Annotated in this window: 15 protein-coding genes; 9 read left to right on the top strand and 6 right to left on the bottom strand. The window is 54.3% G+C overall.

The annotated features are described in order from the left end of the window. Window positions 1–102 precede the first annotated feature (102 nt). On the top strand, window positions 103–2,715 hold the full coding sequence (gene pepN / locus ACRCWW_RS03640) for an aminopeptidase N (protein ID WP_438681181.1): 2,613 nt from the start codon (window positions 103–105) through the stop codon (window positions 2,713–2,715). Between the two features lie 110 nt (window positions 2,716–2,825). Here pepN and ssuB read toward each other — a convergent pair whose 3' ends face one another. Genes ssuB through ssuE form a run of 5 tightly spaced genes read right to left on the bottom strand, consistent with a single transcriptional unit; the run spans window position 2,826 to window position 7,087 of the window. Continuing rightward, window positions 2,826–3,605: an aliphatic sulfonates ABC transporter ATP-binding protein gene (gene ssuB, locus ACRCWW_RS03635; RefSeq protein ID WP_438681180.1), complete on the bottom strand. Its 780-nt coding sequence runs from the start codon at window positions 3,603–3,605 to the stop codon at window positions 2,826–2,828. Continuing rightward, complete coding sequence (ssuC, locus tag ACRCWW_RS03630) at window positions 3,602–4,393, bottom strand: aliphatic sulfonate ABC transporter permease SsuC (RefSeq protein ID WP_438681179.1); 792 nt, start codon at window positions 4,391–4,393, stop codon at window positions 3,602–3,604. The genes ssuB and ssuC overlap by 4 nt, the downstream gene beginning before the upstream one ends. A gap of 9 nt (window positions 4,394–4,402) precedes the next feature. Next, complete coding sequence (ssuD, locus tag ACRCWW_RS03625) at window positions 4,403–5,548, bottom strand: FMNH2-dependent alkanesulfonate monooxygenase (protein WP_438681178.1); 1,146 nt, start codon at window positions 5,546–5,548, stop codon at window positions 4,403–4,405. Further along, a complete protein-coding gene (locus ACRCWW_RS03620) occupies window positions 5,545–6,519 on the bottom strand; it encodes a sulfonate ABC transporter substrate-binding protein (RefSeq protein WP_438681177.1) in 975 nt (324 codons plus the stop codon). Before ACRCWW_RS03620 ends, ssuD begins: the two co-directional genes overlap by 4 nt. Continuing rightward, window positions 6,512–7,087 (bottom strand): NADPH-dependent FMN reductase, encoded by a 576-nt coding sequence (ssuE, locus tag ACRCWW_RS03615; protein ID WP_438681176.1) that lies wholly within the window; start codon window positions 7,085–7,087, stop codon window positions 6,512–6,514. Before ssuE ends, ACRCWW_RS03620 begins: the two co-directional genes overlap by 8 nt. 235 nt (window positions 7,088–7,322) lie before the next feature. Between ssuE and pyrD the strand changes: the two genes are divergently transcribed. Together pyrD and zapC are read left to right on the top strand one after the other, a co-directional pair. Continuing rightward, on the top strand, window positions 7,323–8,333 hold the full coding sequence (gene pyrD / locus ACRCWW_RS03610) for a quinone-dependent dihydroorotate dehydrogenase (protein ID WP_438681175.1): 1,011 nt from the start codon (window positions 7,323–7,325) through the stop codon (window positions 8,331–8,333). A gap of 167 nt (window positions 8,334–8,500) precedes the next feature. Then, window positions 8,501–9,043, top strand: a complete 543-nt coding sequence (gene zapC, locus ACRCWW_RS03605) for a cell division protein ZapC (RefSeq protein WP_438681174.1) — start codon at window positions 8,501–8,503, stop codon at window positions 9,041–9,043. Here zapC and ACRCWW_RS03600 read toward each other — a convergent pair. After that, a complete protein-coding gene (locus ACRCWW_RS03600) occupies window positions 9,040–10,149 on the bottom strand; it encodes a YcbX family protein (protein WP_438681173.1) in 1,110 nt (369 codons plus the stop codon). The two genes, zapC and ACRCWW_RS03600, sit on opposite strands and share 4 nt — an antisense overlap. A 93-nt stretch (window positions 10,150–10,242) precedes the next feature. Between ACRCWW_RS03600 and rlmKL the strand changes: the two genes are divergently transcribed. The 6 genes from rlmKL to rmf form a co-directional block, all read left to right on the top strand. Then, the gene (gene rlmKL, locus ACRCWW_RS03595; protein WP_438681172.1) at window positions 10,243–12,348 is read left to right on the top strand and encodes a bifunctional 23S rRNA (guanine(2069)-N(7))-methyltransferase RlmK/23S rRNA (guanine(2445)-N(2))-methyltransferase RlmL; all 2,106 of its coding nucleotides are present in this window, start codon (window positions 10,243–10,245) and stop codon (window positions 12,346–12,348) included. A gap of 12 nt (window positions 12,349–12,360) precedes the next feature. Next, window positions 12,361–14,265, top strand: coding sequence for an ABC transporter ATP-binding protein (locus ACRCWW_RS03590; protein WP_438681171.1), 1,905 nt, complete (start codon window positions 12,361–12,363; stop codon window positions 14,263–14,265). Window positions 14,266–14,280: 15 nt separating this feature from the next. Continuing rightward, window positions 14,281–15,534: a membrane integrity-associated transporter subunit PqiA gene (gene pqiA / locus ACRCWW_RS03585; protein WP_438681170.1), complete on the top strand. Its 1,254-nt coding sequence runs from the start codon at window positions 14,281–14,283 to the stop codon at window positions 15,532–15,534. 4 nt (window positions 15,535–15,538) lie between these two features. Continuing rightward, complete coding sequence (gene pqiB / locus ACRCWW_RS03580; RefSeq protein ID WP_438681169.1) at window positions 15,539–17,179, top strand: intermembrane transport protein PqiB; 1,641 nt, start codon at window positions 15,539–15,541, stop codon at window positions 17,177–17,179. Further along, window positions 17,176–17,739: a membrane integrity-associated transporter subunit PqiC gene (gene pqiC, locus ACRCWW_RS03575; RefSeq protein WP_438681168.1), complete on the top strand. Its 564-nt coding sequence runs from the start codon at window positions 17,176–17,178 to the stop codon at window positions 17,737–17,739. The genes pqiB and pqiC overlap by 4 nt, the downstream gene beginning before the upstream one ends. 255 nt (window positions 17,740–17,994) lie before the next feature. Beyond that, a partial coding sequence (gene rmf / locus ACRCWW_RS03570) for a ribosome modulation factor (RefSeq protein ID WP_438681301.1) occupies window positions 17,995–18,091 on the top strand: 97 nt, incomplete at its 3' end.

Below are 18,091 nucleotides of genomic sequence, written 5' to 3'. Positions count from 1 at the left end.
TTGCGTGTTTGCCACTGAAAAGATGAACATTCTGCGTAGCGTGAATGTGACAACAGGAATAGACTGAGAACGATACTTTACAAAAGATGCTAAAGGTTTTTTATGACACAACAGCCCCAAGCCAAATACCGCCACGACTACCGTGCGCCGGAATACCTGATCAGCGATATCGACCTGACCTTTGACCTGGATGCCGCAAAAACCGTCGTGACCGCCGTGAGCCAGGTTTCGCGTCACGCTGCGTCTGCCACGCCACTGCGCCTCAACGGTGAAGATTTAACGCTGGTTTCACTGCACGTGAACGACCAGCCGTGGAGTGACTATAAAGAAGAAGACAATCAGCTGGTGATTAACGGTCTGCCGGAGCGTTTTACGCTGCGCATCGTTAACGAAATCAGCCCGGCCACCAATACTGCGCTGGAAGGGTTGTACCAGTCAGGCGAAGCGCTTTGCACGCAGTGCGAAGCCGAAGGGTTCCGCCACATCACCTGGTACCTCGATCGCCCGGATGTGCTGGCGCGTTTTACCACTAAGATCATCGCCGATAAAACCAAATATCCGTTCCTGCTCTCCAACGGCAACCGCGTAGGGCAGGGCGAGCTGGAAAATGGCCGTCACTGGATGCAGTGGCAGGATCCGTTCCCAAAACCGTGCTACCTGTTTGCGCTGGTCGCCGGTGATTTCGACGTGCTGAGCGATACTTACACCACGCGTTCTGGCCGTGAAGTGGCGCTGGAGCTGTATGTCGATCGTGGCAACCTCGATCGTGCGCCATGGGCGATGACCTCGCTGAAAAACTCCATGAAGTGGGACGAAGATCGTTTCGGCCTCGAATACGATCTCGACATCTACATGATCGTCGCCGTCGACTTCTTCAACATGGGCGCGATGGAGAACAAAGGCCTCAACGTCTTTAACTCGAAATACGTGCTGGCGCGCACCGATACGGCGACCGACAAAGACTATCTCGACATTGAGCGAGTGATTGGTCATGAGTATTTCCACAACTGGACCGGGAACCGCGTGACCTGCCGCGACTGGTTCCAGTTGAGCCTGAAAGAGGGCCTGACCGTCTTCCGCGATCAGGAGTTCAGCTCCGATCTGGGCTCACGTGCGGTTAACCGCATCAGCAACGTGCGTACCATGCGCGGGATGCAGTTTGCGGAAGATGCGAGCCCAATGGCGCACCCGATTCGTCCGGACATGGTCATCGAAATGAACAACTTCTACACCCTGACGGTGTATGAGAAGGGTTCAGAAGTGATCCGCATGCTGCACACCCTGCTGGGTGAAGAGAATTTCCAGAAAGGGATGCAGCTCTATTTCGAGCGCCATGATGGCAGCGCCGCAACCTGCGACGATTTCGTGCAGGCGATGGAAGATGCGTCTAACGTCGATCTTTCCCATTTCCGCCGCTGGTACAGCCAGTCCGGTACGCCGGTTGTGACTGTTCACGACGACTACAACCCGGAAACCGAGCAATACACGCTGACCATCAAGCAGCACACGCCGCCGACCTCCGAACAGCAGGAAAAACAGCCGCTGCACATCCCGTTCGATATTGAACTGTATGACAATGAAGGCAAAGTGATCCCGCTCCAGAAAGGCGGCCACCCGGTGCATAACGTCCTGAACGTGACCCAGGCGGAGCAGACCTTTATCTTTGATAATGTCTACTTCCAGCCGGTGCCTTCACTGCTTCGTGAGTTTTCTGCGCCTGTGAAACTGGAATATAAATGGAGCGATCAGCAACTGACGTTCCTGATGCGTCATGCACGCAACGACTTCTCCCGTTGGGATGCGGCCCAGAGCCTGCTGGCGACCTACATCAAGCTGAATGTCGCTCGCCATCAGCAGCACCAGCCACTCTCTCTGCCGGTTCATGTAGCTGACGCGTTCCGTGCGATCCTGCTGGATGAGAAAATTGATCCGGCGCTGGCAGCAGAAATTCTGACGCTCCCTTCAGTGAACGAAATTGCCGAGCTGTTTGAGACCATCGACCCGGTGGCAATTGCCACAGTGCGTGAAGCACTGACCCGCACGCTGGCCACTGAACTGGCTGACGAATTCCTTGCGGTCTACAACGCCAATAAGCTCGACGCATACCGCGTTGAACATGCCGATATCGGCAAGCGTTCTCTGCGTAATACCTGCCTGCGTTATCTGGCGTTTGGCGATGTTGAGTTGGCGGACAAACTGGTAAGCCTGCAATACCACAATGCGGACAACATGACCGATGCGCTGGCAGCCCTCGCCGCTGCCGTGGCTGCACAGTTGCCGTGCCGTGATGCGTTGATGCAAGAGTATGACGACAAATGGCATCACGACGGTCTGGTAATGGATAAATGGTTTATCCTGCAATCCACCAGTCCGGCGGATAACGTGCTGGAAACTGTTCGCAGCCTGCTGAAACACCGCTCATTCACCCTGAGCAACCCGAACCGCATTCGTTCGCTGATTGGTGCTTTTGCGATGAGCAACCCGGCAGCGTTCCACGCGGAAGACGGCAGCGGTTATCAGTTCCTGGCAGAAATGCTGACTGAGCTTAACAGCCGTAACCCGCAGGTGGCGTCACGCCTGATTGAGCCACTGATTCGCCTGAAGCGTTATGATGCGAAGCGTCAGGAGAAAATGCGTGCGGCGCTGGAACAGTTAAAAGGGCTGGAGAATCTCTCTGGCGATCTGTTCGAGAAGATCAGTAAAGCGTTGGCGTAAGTCTCCGCATTTCCCCCTCTCCCTAGCCCTCTCCCTCAGGGAGAGGGGATCGTAAGGTGCAGGTTTTGATTTTCTCCCTCGCCCTGTGGGAGAGGGTCGGGGAGAGGGCATCAGGCATTAGCGGATCTAAAACGTTTTACCTGTTGTTCCTCAGCCCCGCGCTTCATCACCCGATTCAACACCTCAGCCTCCAGTTCTGCCAGACGTACCGATCCTTTACGCCGGGGGCGAGGCAGATCAATCGTCAGATCTAATCCGATCTTCCCTTCTTCGATTAATAGCACCCGATCGGCCATCGCCACCGCTTCACTGACATCATGCGTCACCAGCAAAACGGTGAACCCTTGTTCCTGCCATAAAGACTCAATCAAATCCTGCATCTCCAGCCGGGTCAGCGCATCCAGTGCACCGAGCGGCTCATCCAGCAATAACAAACCGGGGCGGTGGATCAGCGCTCTTGCCAGCGCCACGCGCTGTTTTTGCCCGCCGGACAGAGCGGCAGGCCACTCACTGGCACGCTCTTCTAATCCTACGGCCGCCAGAGCAGCAAGCGCATCGTTTCGCCAGTTGCCTTTCAACCCCAGGCCAACATTGTCGATAACGGATTTCCACGGCAGCAGGCGTGCATCCTGGAACATCAGCCTTGTCTCTTGCTGGCTGGCAGCAAGCGGGCCATTCCCGGCCAGCAATTCTCCGCGATTAGGTTTCTCCAGGCCTGCCAGTAAGCGTAAAAGCGTGCTCTTTCCGCCGCCGCTGCGGCCGACTACCGCCACAAACTGTCCTGCGGGAATGTGCAGGTTGAGATCGTTCAGCACAATGTTGTTGCCGTACTGTTTGCCGACAGTGTTCAGCAATAAAGGAATACCGGGATTCAGGCGTGCCGTATTCATGTCGTGGCCTCCTTCAGTTGATAAGCAGGGTTCCAGCGCAGCCAGACGCGTTCCAGCAGCTGAGCGCTGACATCCGCGAGTTTGCCCAAAAGGGCGTAGAGGATGATGGCGACCACCACCACGTCGGTTTGCAGGAATTCGCGCGCATTCATTGCCAGATAGCCGATGCCGGAGTTCGCAGAAATGGTTTCCGCAACAATCAGCGTGAGCCACATCAGGCCGAGGGCAAAACGGACGCCGACCATAATGGAAGGCAGCGCGCCGGGCAGAATCACATGCCAGAACAGCGAAAAGCCTGACAGCCCGTAGCTTCTTGCCATCTCGACCAGCCCATGGTCAATGTTGCGAATGCCGTGCCAGGTGTTGATGTAAATCGGGAACAGCGTGCCGAGGGCGACCAGAAAAATCTTCGCGCTCTCATCGATGCCAAACCACAGAATAACCAGTGGGATCAGCGCCAGATGTGGCACGTTGCGCAGCATCTGAATCGAAGTATCGAGCAACCTTTCTCCCCAGCGGGACAGCCCGCTGATAAGCCCAAGAACAAGGCCGATTGAGCCACCAATGGAAAAACCAATCAGCGCGCGCCAGGAGCTTATCGCCAGGTGTTGCCACAGTTCACCACTGGCGGAAAGGCTCCAGAACGCTTCAACCACGCCTTCCGGGGAAGGCAAAATCCGGTTTGAAAGCCAGCCTGTTGAGGAGGCGATTTGCCAGACCACCACGATGCCCACCGGCAGCAGCCAGGGGGCAACGCGCAGCAGCCATTTATTCGCAGGTGTTGCCATAGGCTCTCCTTAACTCTGCGCGACTTTACGCGGGATAAATTCGTTGGCGACCGCCTCACCCTGAATCTGCAACGCAGGTGGCTGAGGCACTTCAGGGATCGCGACATCTAAGTGAGGGAACAGCAGTTCACCGACTTTCCAGGCTTCCTCCAGATGCGGATAACCGGAAAGCACAAAGCTGTCGATGCCCAGCGCCGCGTATTCATTAATACGCGCAGCCACCGTTGGGCCGTCGCCGACTAAGGCCGTGCCAGCACCACCGCGTACCAGCCCTACGCCTGCCCACAAATTCGGGCTAATTTCGAGTTTCTCACGCCGCCCGCCGTGCAGGGCTGCCATTCGCTGTTGCCCCACAGAGTCGGTACGGGCAAATGCAGCCTGCGCCTTGGCGATGGTGCTGTCGTCGAGCCGTGAGATCAGCCGGTCGGCCGCGGCCCAGGCTTCAGCGTTGGTTTCACGGACAATCACATGCAGACGAATGCCAAAACGTACTTTGCGCCCGTGCTTTGCCGCTTTCTCCCGAACCTGGGCGATTTTCTCTTTCACCTGCTCTGGCGGCTCACCCCAGGTCAGATAGAGATCAACCTGTTCCGCAGCCAGCTCCTGGGCGACATCCGAAGAGCCGCCAAAATAAAGCGGAGGGCGAGGTTGTTGTACCGGCGGGAACAACAATTTGGCCCCTTGTACCTTCTGATATTTACCGTCGAAATCGACCGTTTCGCCTTCCAGCAGACGTCGCCAGATATGGGTGAACTCCGCCGATGCCTCATAGCGCTCGGTATGATCGAGGAACACGCCGTCAGCGGCCAGCTCCTGTGGGTCGCTGCCGGTGACCAGATTGAACAGCGCACGACCGTTGGATAAGCGATCCAGCGTAGCGGCCTGACGTGCGGCAACAGTAGGGGAAATCACGCTTGGGCGCAGTGCGACCAGGAATTTCAGGCGTTGAGTGACCGGGATCATCGAGGCAGCCACCAGCCAGGCGTCTTCGCAGGAGCGCCCGGTCGGGATCAAAACCCCGGTAAAGCCAAGCCTGTCCGCTGTCTGCGCAATTTGTTGCAGATAGCTATGATCGACGGGGCGAGCGTTATCATCACTGCCGAGATAGTGACCGTCACCGTGGGTCGGTAAAAACCAGAACATGTTCAGACTCATGATTTTGCTCCCTGGGCAGAAGTGGGTTGCCAGATACGGCTTTTGATATCGACTTTTTTAGGCACGAGGCGATTTTCGTAAAACAGGTCGGCGGTTTGCTGTTGGCGGCGTGCGGTTTCGTCGCTGACTGGTGTGATAGACGTCGGCGGACGGTGGCTGAGGTAACTGGCGATAACCGCTTCCGGCAGCCCCATCGTTTTGGCCAGCAGTTCCGTGCTTTGCTGGCGTTGGCTGATGGTTAGCGCATCAGCCTGGGTGAAGGTATCGAGCACACCTTCAATAAAGGCACCGTTCTTTTCAGCATACGGACGCGAGGCCAGATAGAACGAACCGGTTTGCTTCAGCTCACTGCCATCGGTCAGCACACGAACGCCGCCCTGTAACAAAGCGGCAGAATAGTACGGGTCCCAGATGGCCCACGCGTCGACATTGCCTTGCTGAAAGGCTGCGCGAGCATCTGCTGGTGTCAGGTAAGTTGGCTGAATATCCGTAAACTTCAGGCCGGCCAGTTGCAGTGCGCGCAGAAGCAGGTTGTGTGAACTGGAGCCTTTCTGGAAGGCAACCTTATGGCCTTTCAGGTCGGCCACGGTTTTGATAGGGCTATTTTCCGGCACCAGGATAACTTCGGCTTTCGGCTTGGCGGGTTCAGCCCCGACGTACACCAAATCCGCCCCGGCGGCCTGAGCAAAAATAGGCGGAATATCGCCTGTGCTGCCGAGATCAATACTGCCGACGTTCAGCGCTTCCAGCATTTGTGGGCCAGCAGGAAACTCCACCCACGAAATTTTGGTGTTCGGATAGCGTTTTTCCAGCAGCTCGTGGCTTTTCGCCAGCACCATGCTCACGCTGCCTTTTTGATAGCCAATGCGTAACGCTTCGGGAGCAGGCTCTGCGGCGTGGCTCCAGGCGGAAAGTGTCAGTAATCCACTCAATGCAAGGCTACGAAAACGAGGGCGAAACAGATTAAACATGGGCGACTCCTTGCGTTAAATGGAAAGCCGGAACACGAATATCACGGCGATGCAGGGCTTGCCAGAAGGTTTCCAGCGCACTGTCGAGGCGTTTTTCAAGATTGGGACTGAACTGCGGCTTATGCTGGTAATCCTGAACCTGACTGTCATCGGCAAAGACGCCGTGCAGGATCTCCTGAGCTTTCAGCGCGCTGAGCACTGGTTTCAGCGCGTAATCCACCGCCAGCATATGTGCCACGGTGCCACCGGTTGCCAGTGGCAAAACGACTTTGCCTTCAAGGGCCCGCTCCGGAAGCAAGTCGAGCAGGGTTTTTAGCGCACCAGAAAAGGAAGCCTTATAGACAGGCGTCGACACAATCAGGCCATCAGCGTGCGCCAGTTGTTCGATAAGTGCCTGCAGGGCAGGGCTGTCGAAGCGGGCATACAGCAAGTCTTCTGGTTCAAAATTTTGCAGATGCCAGTGGCAAACTTCGACATCCACCGCCGAGAGTTTTTCTCTGGCATATTCCAGCAATGCGCTGGAGCGGGAAGGAAACCGCGGGCTGCCCGCTATGGTGATGACACGCATAATCGCTCCTTATAACCAAATGTTCGCTTTTATCTAACATTGATAACATTTGTTCGGAGTGTCGCAGAGGGGCCCGCGATAGCTAAATGATTTATCCGGCACTGGATTGCTAAAAAGCGCAAATAAGTAAACGATTGCCTTCATGAGGGATTTTTTGCCGCAGGTCAATTCCCTTTCGCGGTGAGATCACCCATAATACGCCCCCGGTTTGCACACCGGGAATCCAGGAGAGTTCATGTACTACCCCTTCGTTCGTAAAGCCCTTTTCCAGCTCGATCCAGAGCGCGCTCATGAATTGACCTTTCAGCAATTACGCCGTGTCACCGGCACGCCACTTGAAGCGTTAGTACGCCAAAAAGTGCCGTCAAAACCCGTAACCTGTATGGGGCTGACGTTTAAAAACCCACTTGGCCTGGCCGCGGGTCTCGACAAGAACGGGGAGTGTATTGATGCCTTAGGCGCAATGGGTTTCGGTTCGCTCGAAGTCGGTACCGTCACGCCACGTCCGCAACCGGGTAACGACAAGCCGAGGATCTTCCGTCTGGTCGACGCCGAAGGGTTGATCAACCGCATGGGCTTCAATAACCATGGCGTAGACAACCTGGTTGAGAATGTCAAAAAGGCGCACTTTGACGGTATTCTGGGCATTAATATTGGCAAGAATAAAGATACGCCCGTCGAGCACGGTAAAGATGACTATCTGATTTGTATGGAAAAAGTCTATGCCTATGCCGGTTATATTGCGATCAACATCTCTTCGCCAAATACCCCAGGCCTGCGCACCTTACAATATGGCGAAGCGCTCGACGATCTGCTTTCGGCTATTAAAAATAAACAACAAGAACTCCAGGCTATCCACCATAAATATGTTCCGGTGGCCGTAAAGATCGCGCCGGATCTTTCATTCGAAGAATTGATCCAGGTGGCTGACAGTTTAGTTCGCCATAATATCGATGGTGTTATTGCGACCAATACCACACTCGATCGTTCACTCATTCAGGGAATGAAACATTGCGATGAAATGGGTGGCTTAAGTGGTCGTCCATTACAGTTAAAAAGTACAGAAATTATTCGCCGGTTATCCGAAGAATTAAAAGGCAGTCTGCCAATTATTGGCGTAGGCGGCATCGATTCTGTGATGGCAGCCCGCGAGAAATTGGCGGCAGGTGCTACGCTGGTTCAGATCTATTCCGGCTTTATTTTTAAAGGCCCACCTCTGATTAAAGAAATCGTTACTCACATCTAATCTTTCCTGCGCAATTTTCAACCAGGGCTTTATTTCCTGCCCTGGTTGTTTTATATTCCCCAAATGTTGCTAAATTAAACTTTATGGTCTTTTCTTAATTCAGGCAAATAACGAAACGGGATTACGTTGTTCCAGGCACAGGATGCTTATGAGGACGGGGGAGAGAGATGCGAATTAAACCTGACGATAACTGGCGTTGGTATTTCGATGAAGAGCATGATCGAATGATGCTCGATTTAGCCAATGGCATGTTATTTCGTTCGCGTTATGCTCGCCGAATGCTGACCCCGGATGCCTTTGATCCAACAGGCTTTTGTGTTGATGACGCCGCGCTCTATTTCTCGTTTGAAGAAAAATGCCGTGATCTCGAACTCTCCAAAGAACACCGCGCTGAGCTGATACTGAATGCGCTGGTGGCCATCCGTTTCCTTAAACCCCAAATGCCAAAAAGCTGGCACTTCGTGGCGCACGGTGAAGACTGGCAGCCGGTAACAGGCGATGCCGCACAGGTGTGGCTGAGCGATACCGGTGAGCGTGTCAATCTGCTGGTTGTTGAGCCGGGTGATAACGCCGCGCTTTGTTTGCTGGCACAACCGGGGTTAATGCTTGCCGGTCGTACCATGCAGCTTGGCGATGCGATTAAAGTGATGAATGACAGACTTCAGCCGCAGCCGCTGATGGATAGTCTCAGCTACGGCCAGGCAGTTTAACGCGCCAGTTTCAGGGCGGTTTTCGGTACGCAGCTACAGCACAGAATGGTGCCATCTTCCGCGACAGAGCTCTTTTTCAACGGGCTGACTTCCCCTTCCAGCAACGTAATTCGACAACTGCCGCAGATCCCGGCCCGACAAGAGTAGGGTACGCGAATGCCTTGCTGTTCCAGCTGTTCCAGTAAAACCTGTTGGTTATTTCCTTTGAACACTTCACCCTGCCAGTCGATATCGACCAGCTTATCGGTGGTGACATCAAGCTCGAATCTCTCTTCTGCTTCACCTGCGCCGTAGAGTTTTCCCAGGCCAGTTTGCAGGATTTCCACTTCGTCACCGACACGTACTACGCCGCTGTTTCGAGCAATCAGGTTCTGCCCGAAATCGACATCGCCATTGTCCAGCGCGGTACGGAAGCTTTGTAATGTGGTCAGCGGTTCGCCAGACGGGTGTTTTTGCCCCCGTTCCGGGCTGACCGTCGTGAACACGCAGCGGCTGCAAGGTTTCACCACATCAAACACGACTTCGCCGATGCGGACGACTTTCCAGGTGTCTTCTTCCCACGCTTTTGTGCCCGTCACGACCAGGTTAGGGCGAAACTGCTCGATCTGCACGCTGGCCGGGCATTTGTTCTGCAAATCACGCAGTGAGGCTTCAGTGGTGAGCAAATAAGGAAAACCATCGGCGAACGAAAGCGGAACGGCATCAAAACGTTTCACCCGACGCGACGGCTGTGCGCCGACCCAGCGCAGCTGAACATCGCGTTTGAAAAAGCCGGAAAGCCAAAGGTTTATCGATTCAGGGGCAATGCGCGCGGTGAAGTGATTCCCCCAGACTTCAGTGGGTGAAGCGTCTGCTGAGAAGTCGTCGAATCGCACGAGAGCCGAACTGCCATCAGGCGCAGTGAGATGCAGCCCATCATGAACAGGAACAGGCGTGAACCGCACCATTTGCGGATACTGGCGAGCCGTTATAAACGTTCCATCAGGCTCCGTTACCATAAAAATACGGTCAAAACTCATCCCGCTGATATCGGCCAGCGCGTGCGTGACGCCAATCCCCCGCATCGATTTAACTGGATGGATAAAGAGCCGTGATAACGTCGCCATTCCGTTGTCCTCTGTAAAGAAAAAAAGTCGCCCTCTATGAAGCCTATATTCGCTATAATGCGCAACAATTTTCTGTGAGTAATAAGTGACGATATGAATTCTCTGTTTGCCAGTACAGCCCGCGGGCTGGAAGAGCTGTTAAAAACTGAACTTGAAGGACTGGGAGCGACCGGCTGCCAGGTAGTTCAGGGTGGTGTCCACTTTGAGGGAGACACGCGACTGCTCTACCAGAGTCTGATGTGGAGCCGTCTGGCATCGCGCATCATGATGCCGCTGAGCGAATGCAAGGTCTACAGCGACCTGGATCTGTATCTCGGCGTGCAGGCGATCGGCTGGACAGAGATGTTCAATCAGGATGCGACCTTCGCGGTGCACTTCAGCGGCGTGAACGAAGAAATTCGTAACAGCCAGTACGGTGCATTGAAAGTGAAAGACGCCATTGTTGATGCGTTCACCCGCAAGAACCTGCCGCGTCCTAATGTGGATAAAGAAAACCCGGATGTGCGTATTAACGTGCGTCTGAATAAAGAAGTGGCGCACATTTCACTCGATTTGAGCGGCGAAGGCCTGCACCTGCGCGGCTATCGCGATGCGACGGGTATTGCGCCAATCAAAGAGACGCTGGCTGCTGCCATCGTCATGCGTTCTGGCTGGCAGCCGGGCACGCCGATGCTCGACCCCATGTGCGGGTCAGGTACGTTGCTGATTGAAGCGGCGATGATGGCGACCGATCGTGCGCCTGGCCTGCATCGTGGTCACTGGGGCTTTAAGGGCTGGGCGCAGCATGATGAATCCGTCTGGCAAGAAGTCAAAGCCGACGCCCAGACTCGTGCGCGCGCAGGGCTTGCCGCGTATGAATCCCGTTTCTACGGTTCGGATATCGACAGCCGCGTGATTGAACGTGCTCGCAGCAACGCCCGCCGCGCAGGGATTGGCGATCTCATCACTTTCGAAGTGAAAGATGTCGCTAAGCTCAGTAATCCGCTGCCAAAAGGCCCATACGGTACGGTGGTGAGTAACCCTCCGTACGGCGAGCGTCTCGATAGCGAACCCGCGTTGATAGCCCTGCATAATCTGCTCGGTCGAATCATGAAGACCCAATTTGGCGGCTGGAATTTGTCGCTGTTCAGCGCTTCACCTGATTTGCTGAGCTGCCTGCAGCTGCGCGCTGAGCGTCAGTTTAAAGCCAAAAATGGCCCGCTGGACTGCGTGCAGAAAAACTATCATCTGGCAGAAACCGACGGCGCAGCACCTGTCATGCTGGCAGATGACTACGCCAACCGTCTGCGCAAGAATCTTAAGAAGCTGGAAAAATGGGCCCGTCAGGAAGGCATTGAATGCTATCGCCTGTACGACGCCGATTTGCCGGAGTACAACGTTGCCGTTGACCGTTACGGTGAGTGGGTGGTGATTCAGGAATATGCTCCGCCGAAAACCGTCGATGCGACCAAAGCACGTCATCGTCTCTTTGATGTGATTGCAGCAACCATTTCTGTATTAGGTATTGCGCCGAATAAGCTGGTGCTGAAAACCCGTGAGCGTCAGAAAGGGAAAAATCAGTACGAGAAGATGAGCGAGAAGGGCGAATTCATGCAGGTCAGCGAATACAACGCACGCCTGTGGGTTAACCTGACGGATTATCTCGATACCGGCCTGTTCCTCGACCACCGAATCGCACGCCGTATGCTCGGCCAGATGAGTAAAGGCAAAGACTTCCTTAACCTGTTCTCCTACACCGGCAGCGCCAGTGTGCATGCTGGATTGGGCGGCGCTCGCAGTACCACAACGGTTGATATGTCTCGTACCTACCTGGAATGGGCGGAACGCAACCTGCGCCTTAACGGGTTAACGGGTCGCCCACACCGCTTGCTGCAGGCTGACGTGCTGGGCTGGCTGCGCGATGCCGATGAACAGTTCGACCTGATCTTTATCGATCCGCCAACATTCTCTAACTCTAAACGTATGGAAGACACGTTTGACGTGCAGCGCGATCACCTGAAGCTGATGACCGACCTTAAGCGCCTGCTGCGCAAAGGCGGCACCATCATGTTCTCCAACAACAAGCGCGGCTTCAAACTTGACCACGACGGCCTGGCAACACTTGGCCTGAAAGCACAAGAAATCACCCAAAAAACGCTTTCACCGGACTTTGCCCGTAACCGTCAGATCCACAACTGCTGGCTGATCACCTCAGCCTGAAGGAAAGAATAAATGTCTTTAATTAGCATGCATGGCGCGTGGCTGTCGTTCAGCGATGCGCCGCTCCTGGACAATACCGAACTGCATATCGAAGATAACGAGCGCGTTTGTCTGGTCGGGCGTAACGGCGCGGGTAAATCCACGCTGATGAAGATCCTTAACCGTGAACAGGGTCTGGACGACGGCCGCATTATTTACGAGCAGGATCTGGTGGTAGCACGTCTGCAACAGGATCCGCCGCGTAATGTACAGGGCAGCGTGTATGACTTCATCGCCGAAGGGATTGAAGAGCAGGCTGAATACCTGAAGCGCTATCACGAGATTTCGCATCTGGTGATGACGGACCCAAGCGATAAAAATCTCAATGAGATGGCGAAACTTCAGGAACTGCTTGATCACCACAATCTGTGGCAGCTCGAAAGCCGTATCAATGAAGTGCTGGAACAGCTGGGGCTGAATGCGGATATGCCGCTGAGTTCCCTCTCCGGCGGCTGGCTGCGAAAAGCGGCGCTGGGCCGTGCTTTGGTGAGCGGGCCGCGCGTGCTGCTGCTTGATGAACCGACTAACCACCTCGATATCGAAACGATCGACTGGCTGGAAGGGTTCCTGAAAACCTTCAAAGGTACCATCATCTTTATCTCGCACGACCGTTCGTTCATCCGCAATATGGCCACCCGCATTGTCGATCTCGATCGCGGTAAGCTGGTGACGTATCCGGGTAGCTACGATCAGTACCTGCTTGAGAAAGAAGAAAACCTGCGCGTGGAAGAGCTGCAAAATGCCGAATTCGATCGCAAACTGGCGCAGGAAGAAGTGTGGATCCGTCAGGGGATTAAAGCGCGTCGTACGCGTAACGAAGGCCGTGTCCGCGCCCTGAAAGCCATGCGTCGTGAACGCAGCGAGCGTCGCGAAGTGATGGGCACCGCCAGAATGCAGGTCGAAGAGGCGAGCCGTAGCGGCAAAATCGTCTTTGAGATGGAAGACGTTAATTATCAGGTTGACGGCAAAGTGCTGGTGAAAGATTTCTCAGCCCAGGTGCAACGCGGCGACAAAATCGCCCTGATTGGCCCGAACGGCTGCGGGAAGACCACGCTGCTGAAATTGATGCTGAGCCAGCTTCAGGCTGACAGCGGCCGTGTTCACTGTGGCACTAAGCTCGAAGTGGCTTATTTCGACCAGCACCGCGCAGAACTCGATCCGGATAAAACCGTGATGGACAACCTGGCGGAAGGCAAACAAGAAGTGATGGTCAACGGTAAGCCGCGCCATGTGCTGGGTTATCTGCAGGACTTCCTGTTCCACCCGAAACGCGCGATGACGCCCGTGCGTGCCTTGTCTGGCGGTGAGCGTAACCGCCTGCTGCTGGCCCGTTTGTTCCTCAAGCCAAGTAACTTGTTGATCCTCGATGAACCGACGAACGACCTGGATGTCGAAACACTTGAGCTGCTTGAAGAGCTGATCGACAGCTATCAGGGCACCGTCATGCTGGTGAGCCACGACCGTCAGTTCGTGGATAACACCGTGACCGAATGCTGGATTTTTGAAGGCAACGGCAAGATTGGCGCTTACGTCGGGGGGTATCACGACGCTCGCGGTCAGCAGTCGCAGTCATTGGCGAGAAAATCGTCAGCCAATACAACGGCTCCGAAAGAACAGCCGAAAGCAGGAACTGTCAAACGCGCCAGTAGCAAACTAAGCTATAACCTGCAGCGCGAATTAGAGCAGCTTCCTCAGCGTCTTGAAGAACTTGAGGCCAACCTCGAAGGATTGCAGGCCCAGGTTGCCGATCCTGCTTTCTTTAGCCAGTCTCATGACCATACTCAAGCGGTTCTGAGCGCAATGGCGGAAGCAGAGAAAGCACTGGAAACCGCTTTTGAGCGCTGGGAAGAGCTGGAAGCGTTAAAAAACGGCGGTTAATTTAGAGGAACGTTCATGTGCGATCATCATCATGCTGCGGGGCATATCCTCTGCCCACAATGCGATCTGCTGGTGGCCTTACCGCACCTTGAACACCGACATAAAGCGTCGTGTCCACGTTGCGGTACGACGCTCACCACCGAATGGGACGAACCGCGTCAGCGCCCAACGGCTTATGCCATTGTGGCGCTGTTCATGCTGTTACTGGCGAACCTGTTCCCTTTTGTCTACATGAAGGTGGGCGGGATTGGCAGTGAAATCGAGCTACTGGAAATCCCGAAAGTTCTGTTTACGGAAGACTACGCAAGCCTCGGCACGTTTTTCATGCTGTTTGTGCAACTGGTGCCTGCGTTTTGCCTTGTGACCATCATCATGCTGGTCAACCGTGTGCCTTTACCGGTCAAAGTTCAGGCCTTTTTAGCTCGCATTCTTTTTCATCTTAAAAGCTGGGGCATGGCCGAGATTTTCCTCGCGGGCGTGCTGGTGAGCTTCGTTAAATTGATGGCTTACGGCGATATCGGGGTGGGCAGCAGCTTCTTACCCTGGTGCATGTTCTGTCTGCTGCAACTGCGTGCTTTTCAGTGTGTCGACCGTCGCTGGCTTTGGGATGATATCTCCCCGATGCCTGTGCTTGCCCAGCCCTTAAAAGTCGGCGTCACGGGTATCCGCCAGGGGCTGCGTTCATGTTCATGCTGCACCGCCATCCTGCCTGCGGATGAACCGGTTTGTCCTCGCTGTGAAACGAAAGGTTTTGTGCGTCGCAAACACAGCCTGCAATGGACGCTGGCGCTCCTATTCACCTCCATCATTCTCTATCTGCCTGCCAATATTATGCCGATCATGATTACCGATCTGCTGGGTGAAAAACTCCCCTCCACGATTATTGCCGGGGTGGTGTTGCTGTGGAGTGAGGGGTCGTATCCGGTGGCAATGGTCATTTTCATCGCCAGTATTATGGTGCCGACCCTCAAGATGATGGCCATCGGTTGGCTATGCTGGAATGCCAACGGAAATGGCGCTCGGGACAGTGAGCGGATGCATCTGATTTATGAGGTGGTTGAATTTGTTGGCCGTTGGTCAATGATTGATGTGTTTGTAATTGCCGTACTGTCAGCACTGGTGCGGATGGGAGGATTGATGAATATTTATCCGGCGATGGGGGCAGTGATGTTCGCGCTGGTGGTTGTGATGACCATGTTCTCCGCAATGACCTTCGACCCACGTTTGCTGTGGGATCGTGAGCCAGAATCAAGCCATGAGGAAAAGTAACACCATGGAAAATAAGAGTGGAGAGGCCAAAGTGCAAAAGGTGAAGAACTGGTCGCCGGTGTGGATCTTTCCCATCGTCACAGCGCTGATTGGCGCGTGGATCCTCTTCTATCATTACAGCCATCAGGGCCCGGAAGTGACGCTCATCACCACCAATGCTGAAGGCATCGAAGGCGGGAAAACCCGCATCAAGAGCCGCAGTGTGGACGTGGGGGTTATCGAAAGCACGACGCTGACAGACGATCTGACGCATGTTGAAATTAAGGCACGCCTTAATTCTGGCATGGAGAAATTGCTTCATAGCGACTCGGTGTTTTGGGTCGTGAAGCCACAGGTTGGCCGTGAAGGGATCAGCGGCCTTGGCACGCTGCTTTCAGGGGCTTACATTGAACTTCAGCCGGGAACCAAAGGTTCAACTCCTGCGCAGTTCCAGTTGCTGGATTCTCCACCGCTTGCACCACCGGACGCGAAAGGGATTCGTATCTTACTGGAAAGCAACAAAGCAGGGCAGCTCTCCCCGGGTGACCCGGTGCTGTTCCGGGGCTATCGCGTCGGCTCGGTTGAAACCAGCAACTTCAACCCGGAAAAGCGCAACATCATGTATCAGCTCTTTATCAATGCACCCAACGATCGTCTGGTGACGACCAACGTGCGTTTCTGGAAAGACAGCGGGATTGCGGTCGATCTGACCTCAGCGGGCATGCGTGTTGAAATGGGTTCCCTCTCGACGCTCTTTGGCGGCGGGGTAAGTTTTGATGTGCCAGATGGACTGGATCTCGGCGAACCCGTGGCGAACAAAACCGAATACCACCTGTTTGACGATCAGAAAACCATTCAGGATTCCATCTACACCCAGCACATCGACTACGTGATGTTCTTTAAAGATTCTGTTCGTGGTCTGCAGCCGGGTGCACCTGTCGAGTTCCGTGGCATTCGCCTTGGCACAGTCGGGAAAGTGCCGTTCTTTATCCCAGGACTGCATCAGCGCCTGAATGATGATTACCGCATTCCGGTACAGATTCGCATTGAACCAGAGCGTCTGATTAATCAACTTGGCGGTGATACGGACGTTCGTGCACATATCGATGAGCTGATGAATCGCGGCCTGCGTGGCTCGCTGAAAACCGGTAACCTGGTGACTGGCGCGTTGTATGTTGATTTGGACTTCTATCCGAAAGCTGAACCACGCGGCAAATTCCGCGATTTTGGTGGCTACGCAATTATTCCAACGGTAAGCGGTGGTCTGGCGCAAATCCAGCAGCGCCTGATGGAAGCGCTGGATAAGATTAACAATCTGCCAATCAACCCGCTGTTGCAGCAGGCAACCAACACTCTGGCAGAGAGCCAGACGACGATGAAACACGTTCAGACGACGCTTGAGAATCTGAACAAAATCACCGGCAGCCAGTCGATGCAGGACCTGCCAGCAGACATGCAGAAAACGCTGCGTGAGTTGAATCGCAGTATGCAGGGCTTCCAGCCAGGCTCCGCGGCATACAACAAGATGGTGGCGGATATGCAACGTCTGGATCAGGTGCTGCGTGAACTGCAACCTGTGCTGAAAACGCTGAATGATAAGAGCAATGCGTTGGTGTTTGAAGCGAAGGATAAAAAGGATCCGCAGCCGAAGAGGGCAAAAGAATGAAAAAATGGCTACCTGTGGTAATGGCTTGTCTGCTGGCAGCATGCAGCAGCAGTGGTGACAACAAGACGTACTATCAGCTACCTGTGTCTCAGGCTGGCGTGCAGAGCACAGCCAGCCAGGGCGGGCATCTGCTGTGGGTTGAACAGGTCAACATCCCTGATTATCTGGCTGGTAACGGCGTGGTGTATCAGACCAGCGAAGTGCAATACGTGATTGCTAATAACAACCTGTGGGCAAGCCCGCTGGATCAGCAGCTGCGCACTACGCTTGTGGCGAACCTGAGCAATCAGCTGCCAGGCTGGGTTGTTGCTTCTCAGCCATTAGGGACTGACCAGGACACGCTTAACGTTAACGTTAGCGGTTTCCATGGCCGCTACGACGGCACAGTGGTGGTCAGCGGAGAATGGCTGCTGAATCATCGTGGACAGCTGATTAAGCGCCCGTTCCACATTGAGATGAAGCAGCAGCAAGACGGTTATGATGCGATGGTTAAACTGCTGGCTCAGGCCTGGGAGCAGGAAGCTAAGGCGATTTCCCAGGAGATGAATCGTCTGCCATAAGGAAAATTAATCATCTCTAAAACCGTAGCAGAAGCAATTCTGGCTGCGGTTTTTTTGTTTTTGCCTTCAGTTTGTTAGTTGTCCTGCCTCACAGTTTTTGTACAAATGAACTTCTGAGTAGCTCACAAATATGACACTGGCGTGAATTTTGCGCATTGACGATGTGGCGGATTCGGGTTATTCGTTAAGTGTGGTTGCACATTTGGTGACCATTGTTTTCTTTTCCACCAGATCAAAAAATGAGGGAAACGAGGCATGAAGAGACAAAAACGTGATCGCCTGGAACGGGCACATCAACGTGGGTACCAGGCTGGCATCGCTGGCAAATCAAAAGAAATCTGTCCTTATCAGA

This window comes from Scandinavium sp. (genome assembly GCF_051650185.1).
In the GTDB taxonomy this organism is placed as follows: Bacteria; Pseudomonadota; Gammaproteobacteria; order Enterobacterales; family Enterobacteriaceae; genus Scandinavium.
The sequence above is the reverse complement of the archived record's forward strand: the minus strand, read 5'-3'. Positions and strand labels throughout refer to the sequence as shown.

Bases quoted from the DNA above. Each gene is read 5' to 3' on its own strand.
- pqiA (WP_438681170.1), top strand. From the start codon at position 14,281: ATGTGCGATCATCATCATGCTGCGGGGCATATCCTCTGCCCACAATGC.
- ACRCWW_RS03600 (WP_438681173.1), bottom strand. From the start codon at position 10,149: ATGGCGACGTTATCACGGCTCTTTATCCATCCAGTTAAATCGATGCGG.
- ssuB (WP_438681180.1), bottom strand. From the start codon at position 3,605: ATGAATACGGCACGCCTGAATCCCGGTATTCCTTTATTGCTGAACACT.
- pepN (WP_438681181.1), top strand. From the start codon at position 103: ATGACACAACAGCCCCAAGCCAAATACCGCCACGACTACCGTGCGCCG.
- ssuC (WP_438681179.1), bottom strand. From the start codon at position 4,393: ATGGCAACACCTGCGAATAAATGGCTGCTGCGCGTTGCCCCCTGGCTG.
- ACRCWW_RS03590 (WP_438681171.1), top strand. From the start codon at position 12,361: ATGTCTTTAATTAGCATGCATGGCGCGTGGCTGTCGTTCAGCGATGCG.
- pqiB (WP_438681169.1), top strand. From the start codon at position 15,539: ATGGAAAATAAGAGTGGAGAGGCCAAAGTGCAAAAGGTGAAGAACTGG.
- pyrD (WP_438681175.1), top strand. From the start codon at position 7,323: ATGTACTACCCCTTCGTTCGTAAAGCCCTTTTCCAGCTCGATCCAGAG.
- ACRCWW_RS03620 (WP_438681177.1), bottom strand. From the start codon at position 6,519: ATGTTTAATCTGTTTCGCCCTCGTTTTCGTAGCCTTGCATTGAGTGGA.
- ssuD (WP_438681178.1), bottom strand. From the start codon at position 5,548: ATGAGTCTGAACATGTTCTGGTTTTTACCGACCCACGGTGACGGTCAC.
- pqiC (WP_438681168.1), top strand. From the start codon at position 17,176: ATGAAAAAATGGCTACCTGTGGTAATGGCTTGTCTGCTGGCAGCATGC.
- zapC (WP_438681174.1), top strand. From the start codon at position 8,501: ATGCGAATTAAACCTGACGATAACTGGCGTTGGTATTTCGATGAAGAG.
- rlmKL (WP_438681172.1), top strand. From the start codon at position 10,243: ATGAATTCTCTGTTTGCCAGTACAGCCCGCGGGCTGGAAGAGCTGTTA.
- ssuE (WP_438681176.1), bottom strand. From the start codon at position 7,087: ATGCGTGTCATCACCATAGCGGGCAGCCCGCGGTTTCCTTCCCGCTCC.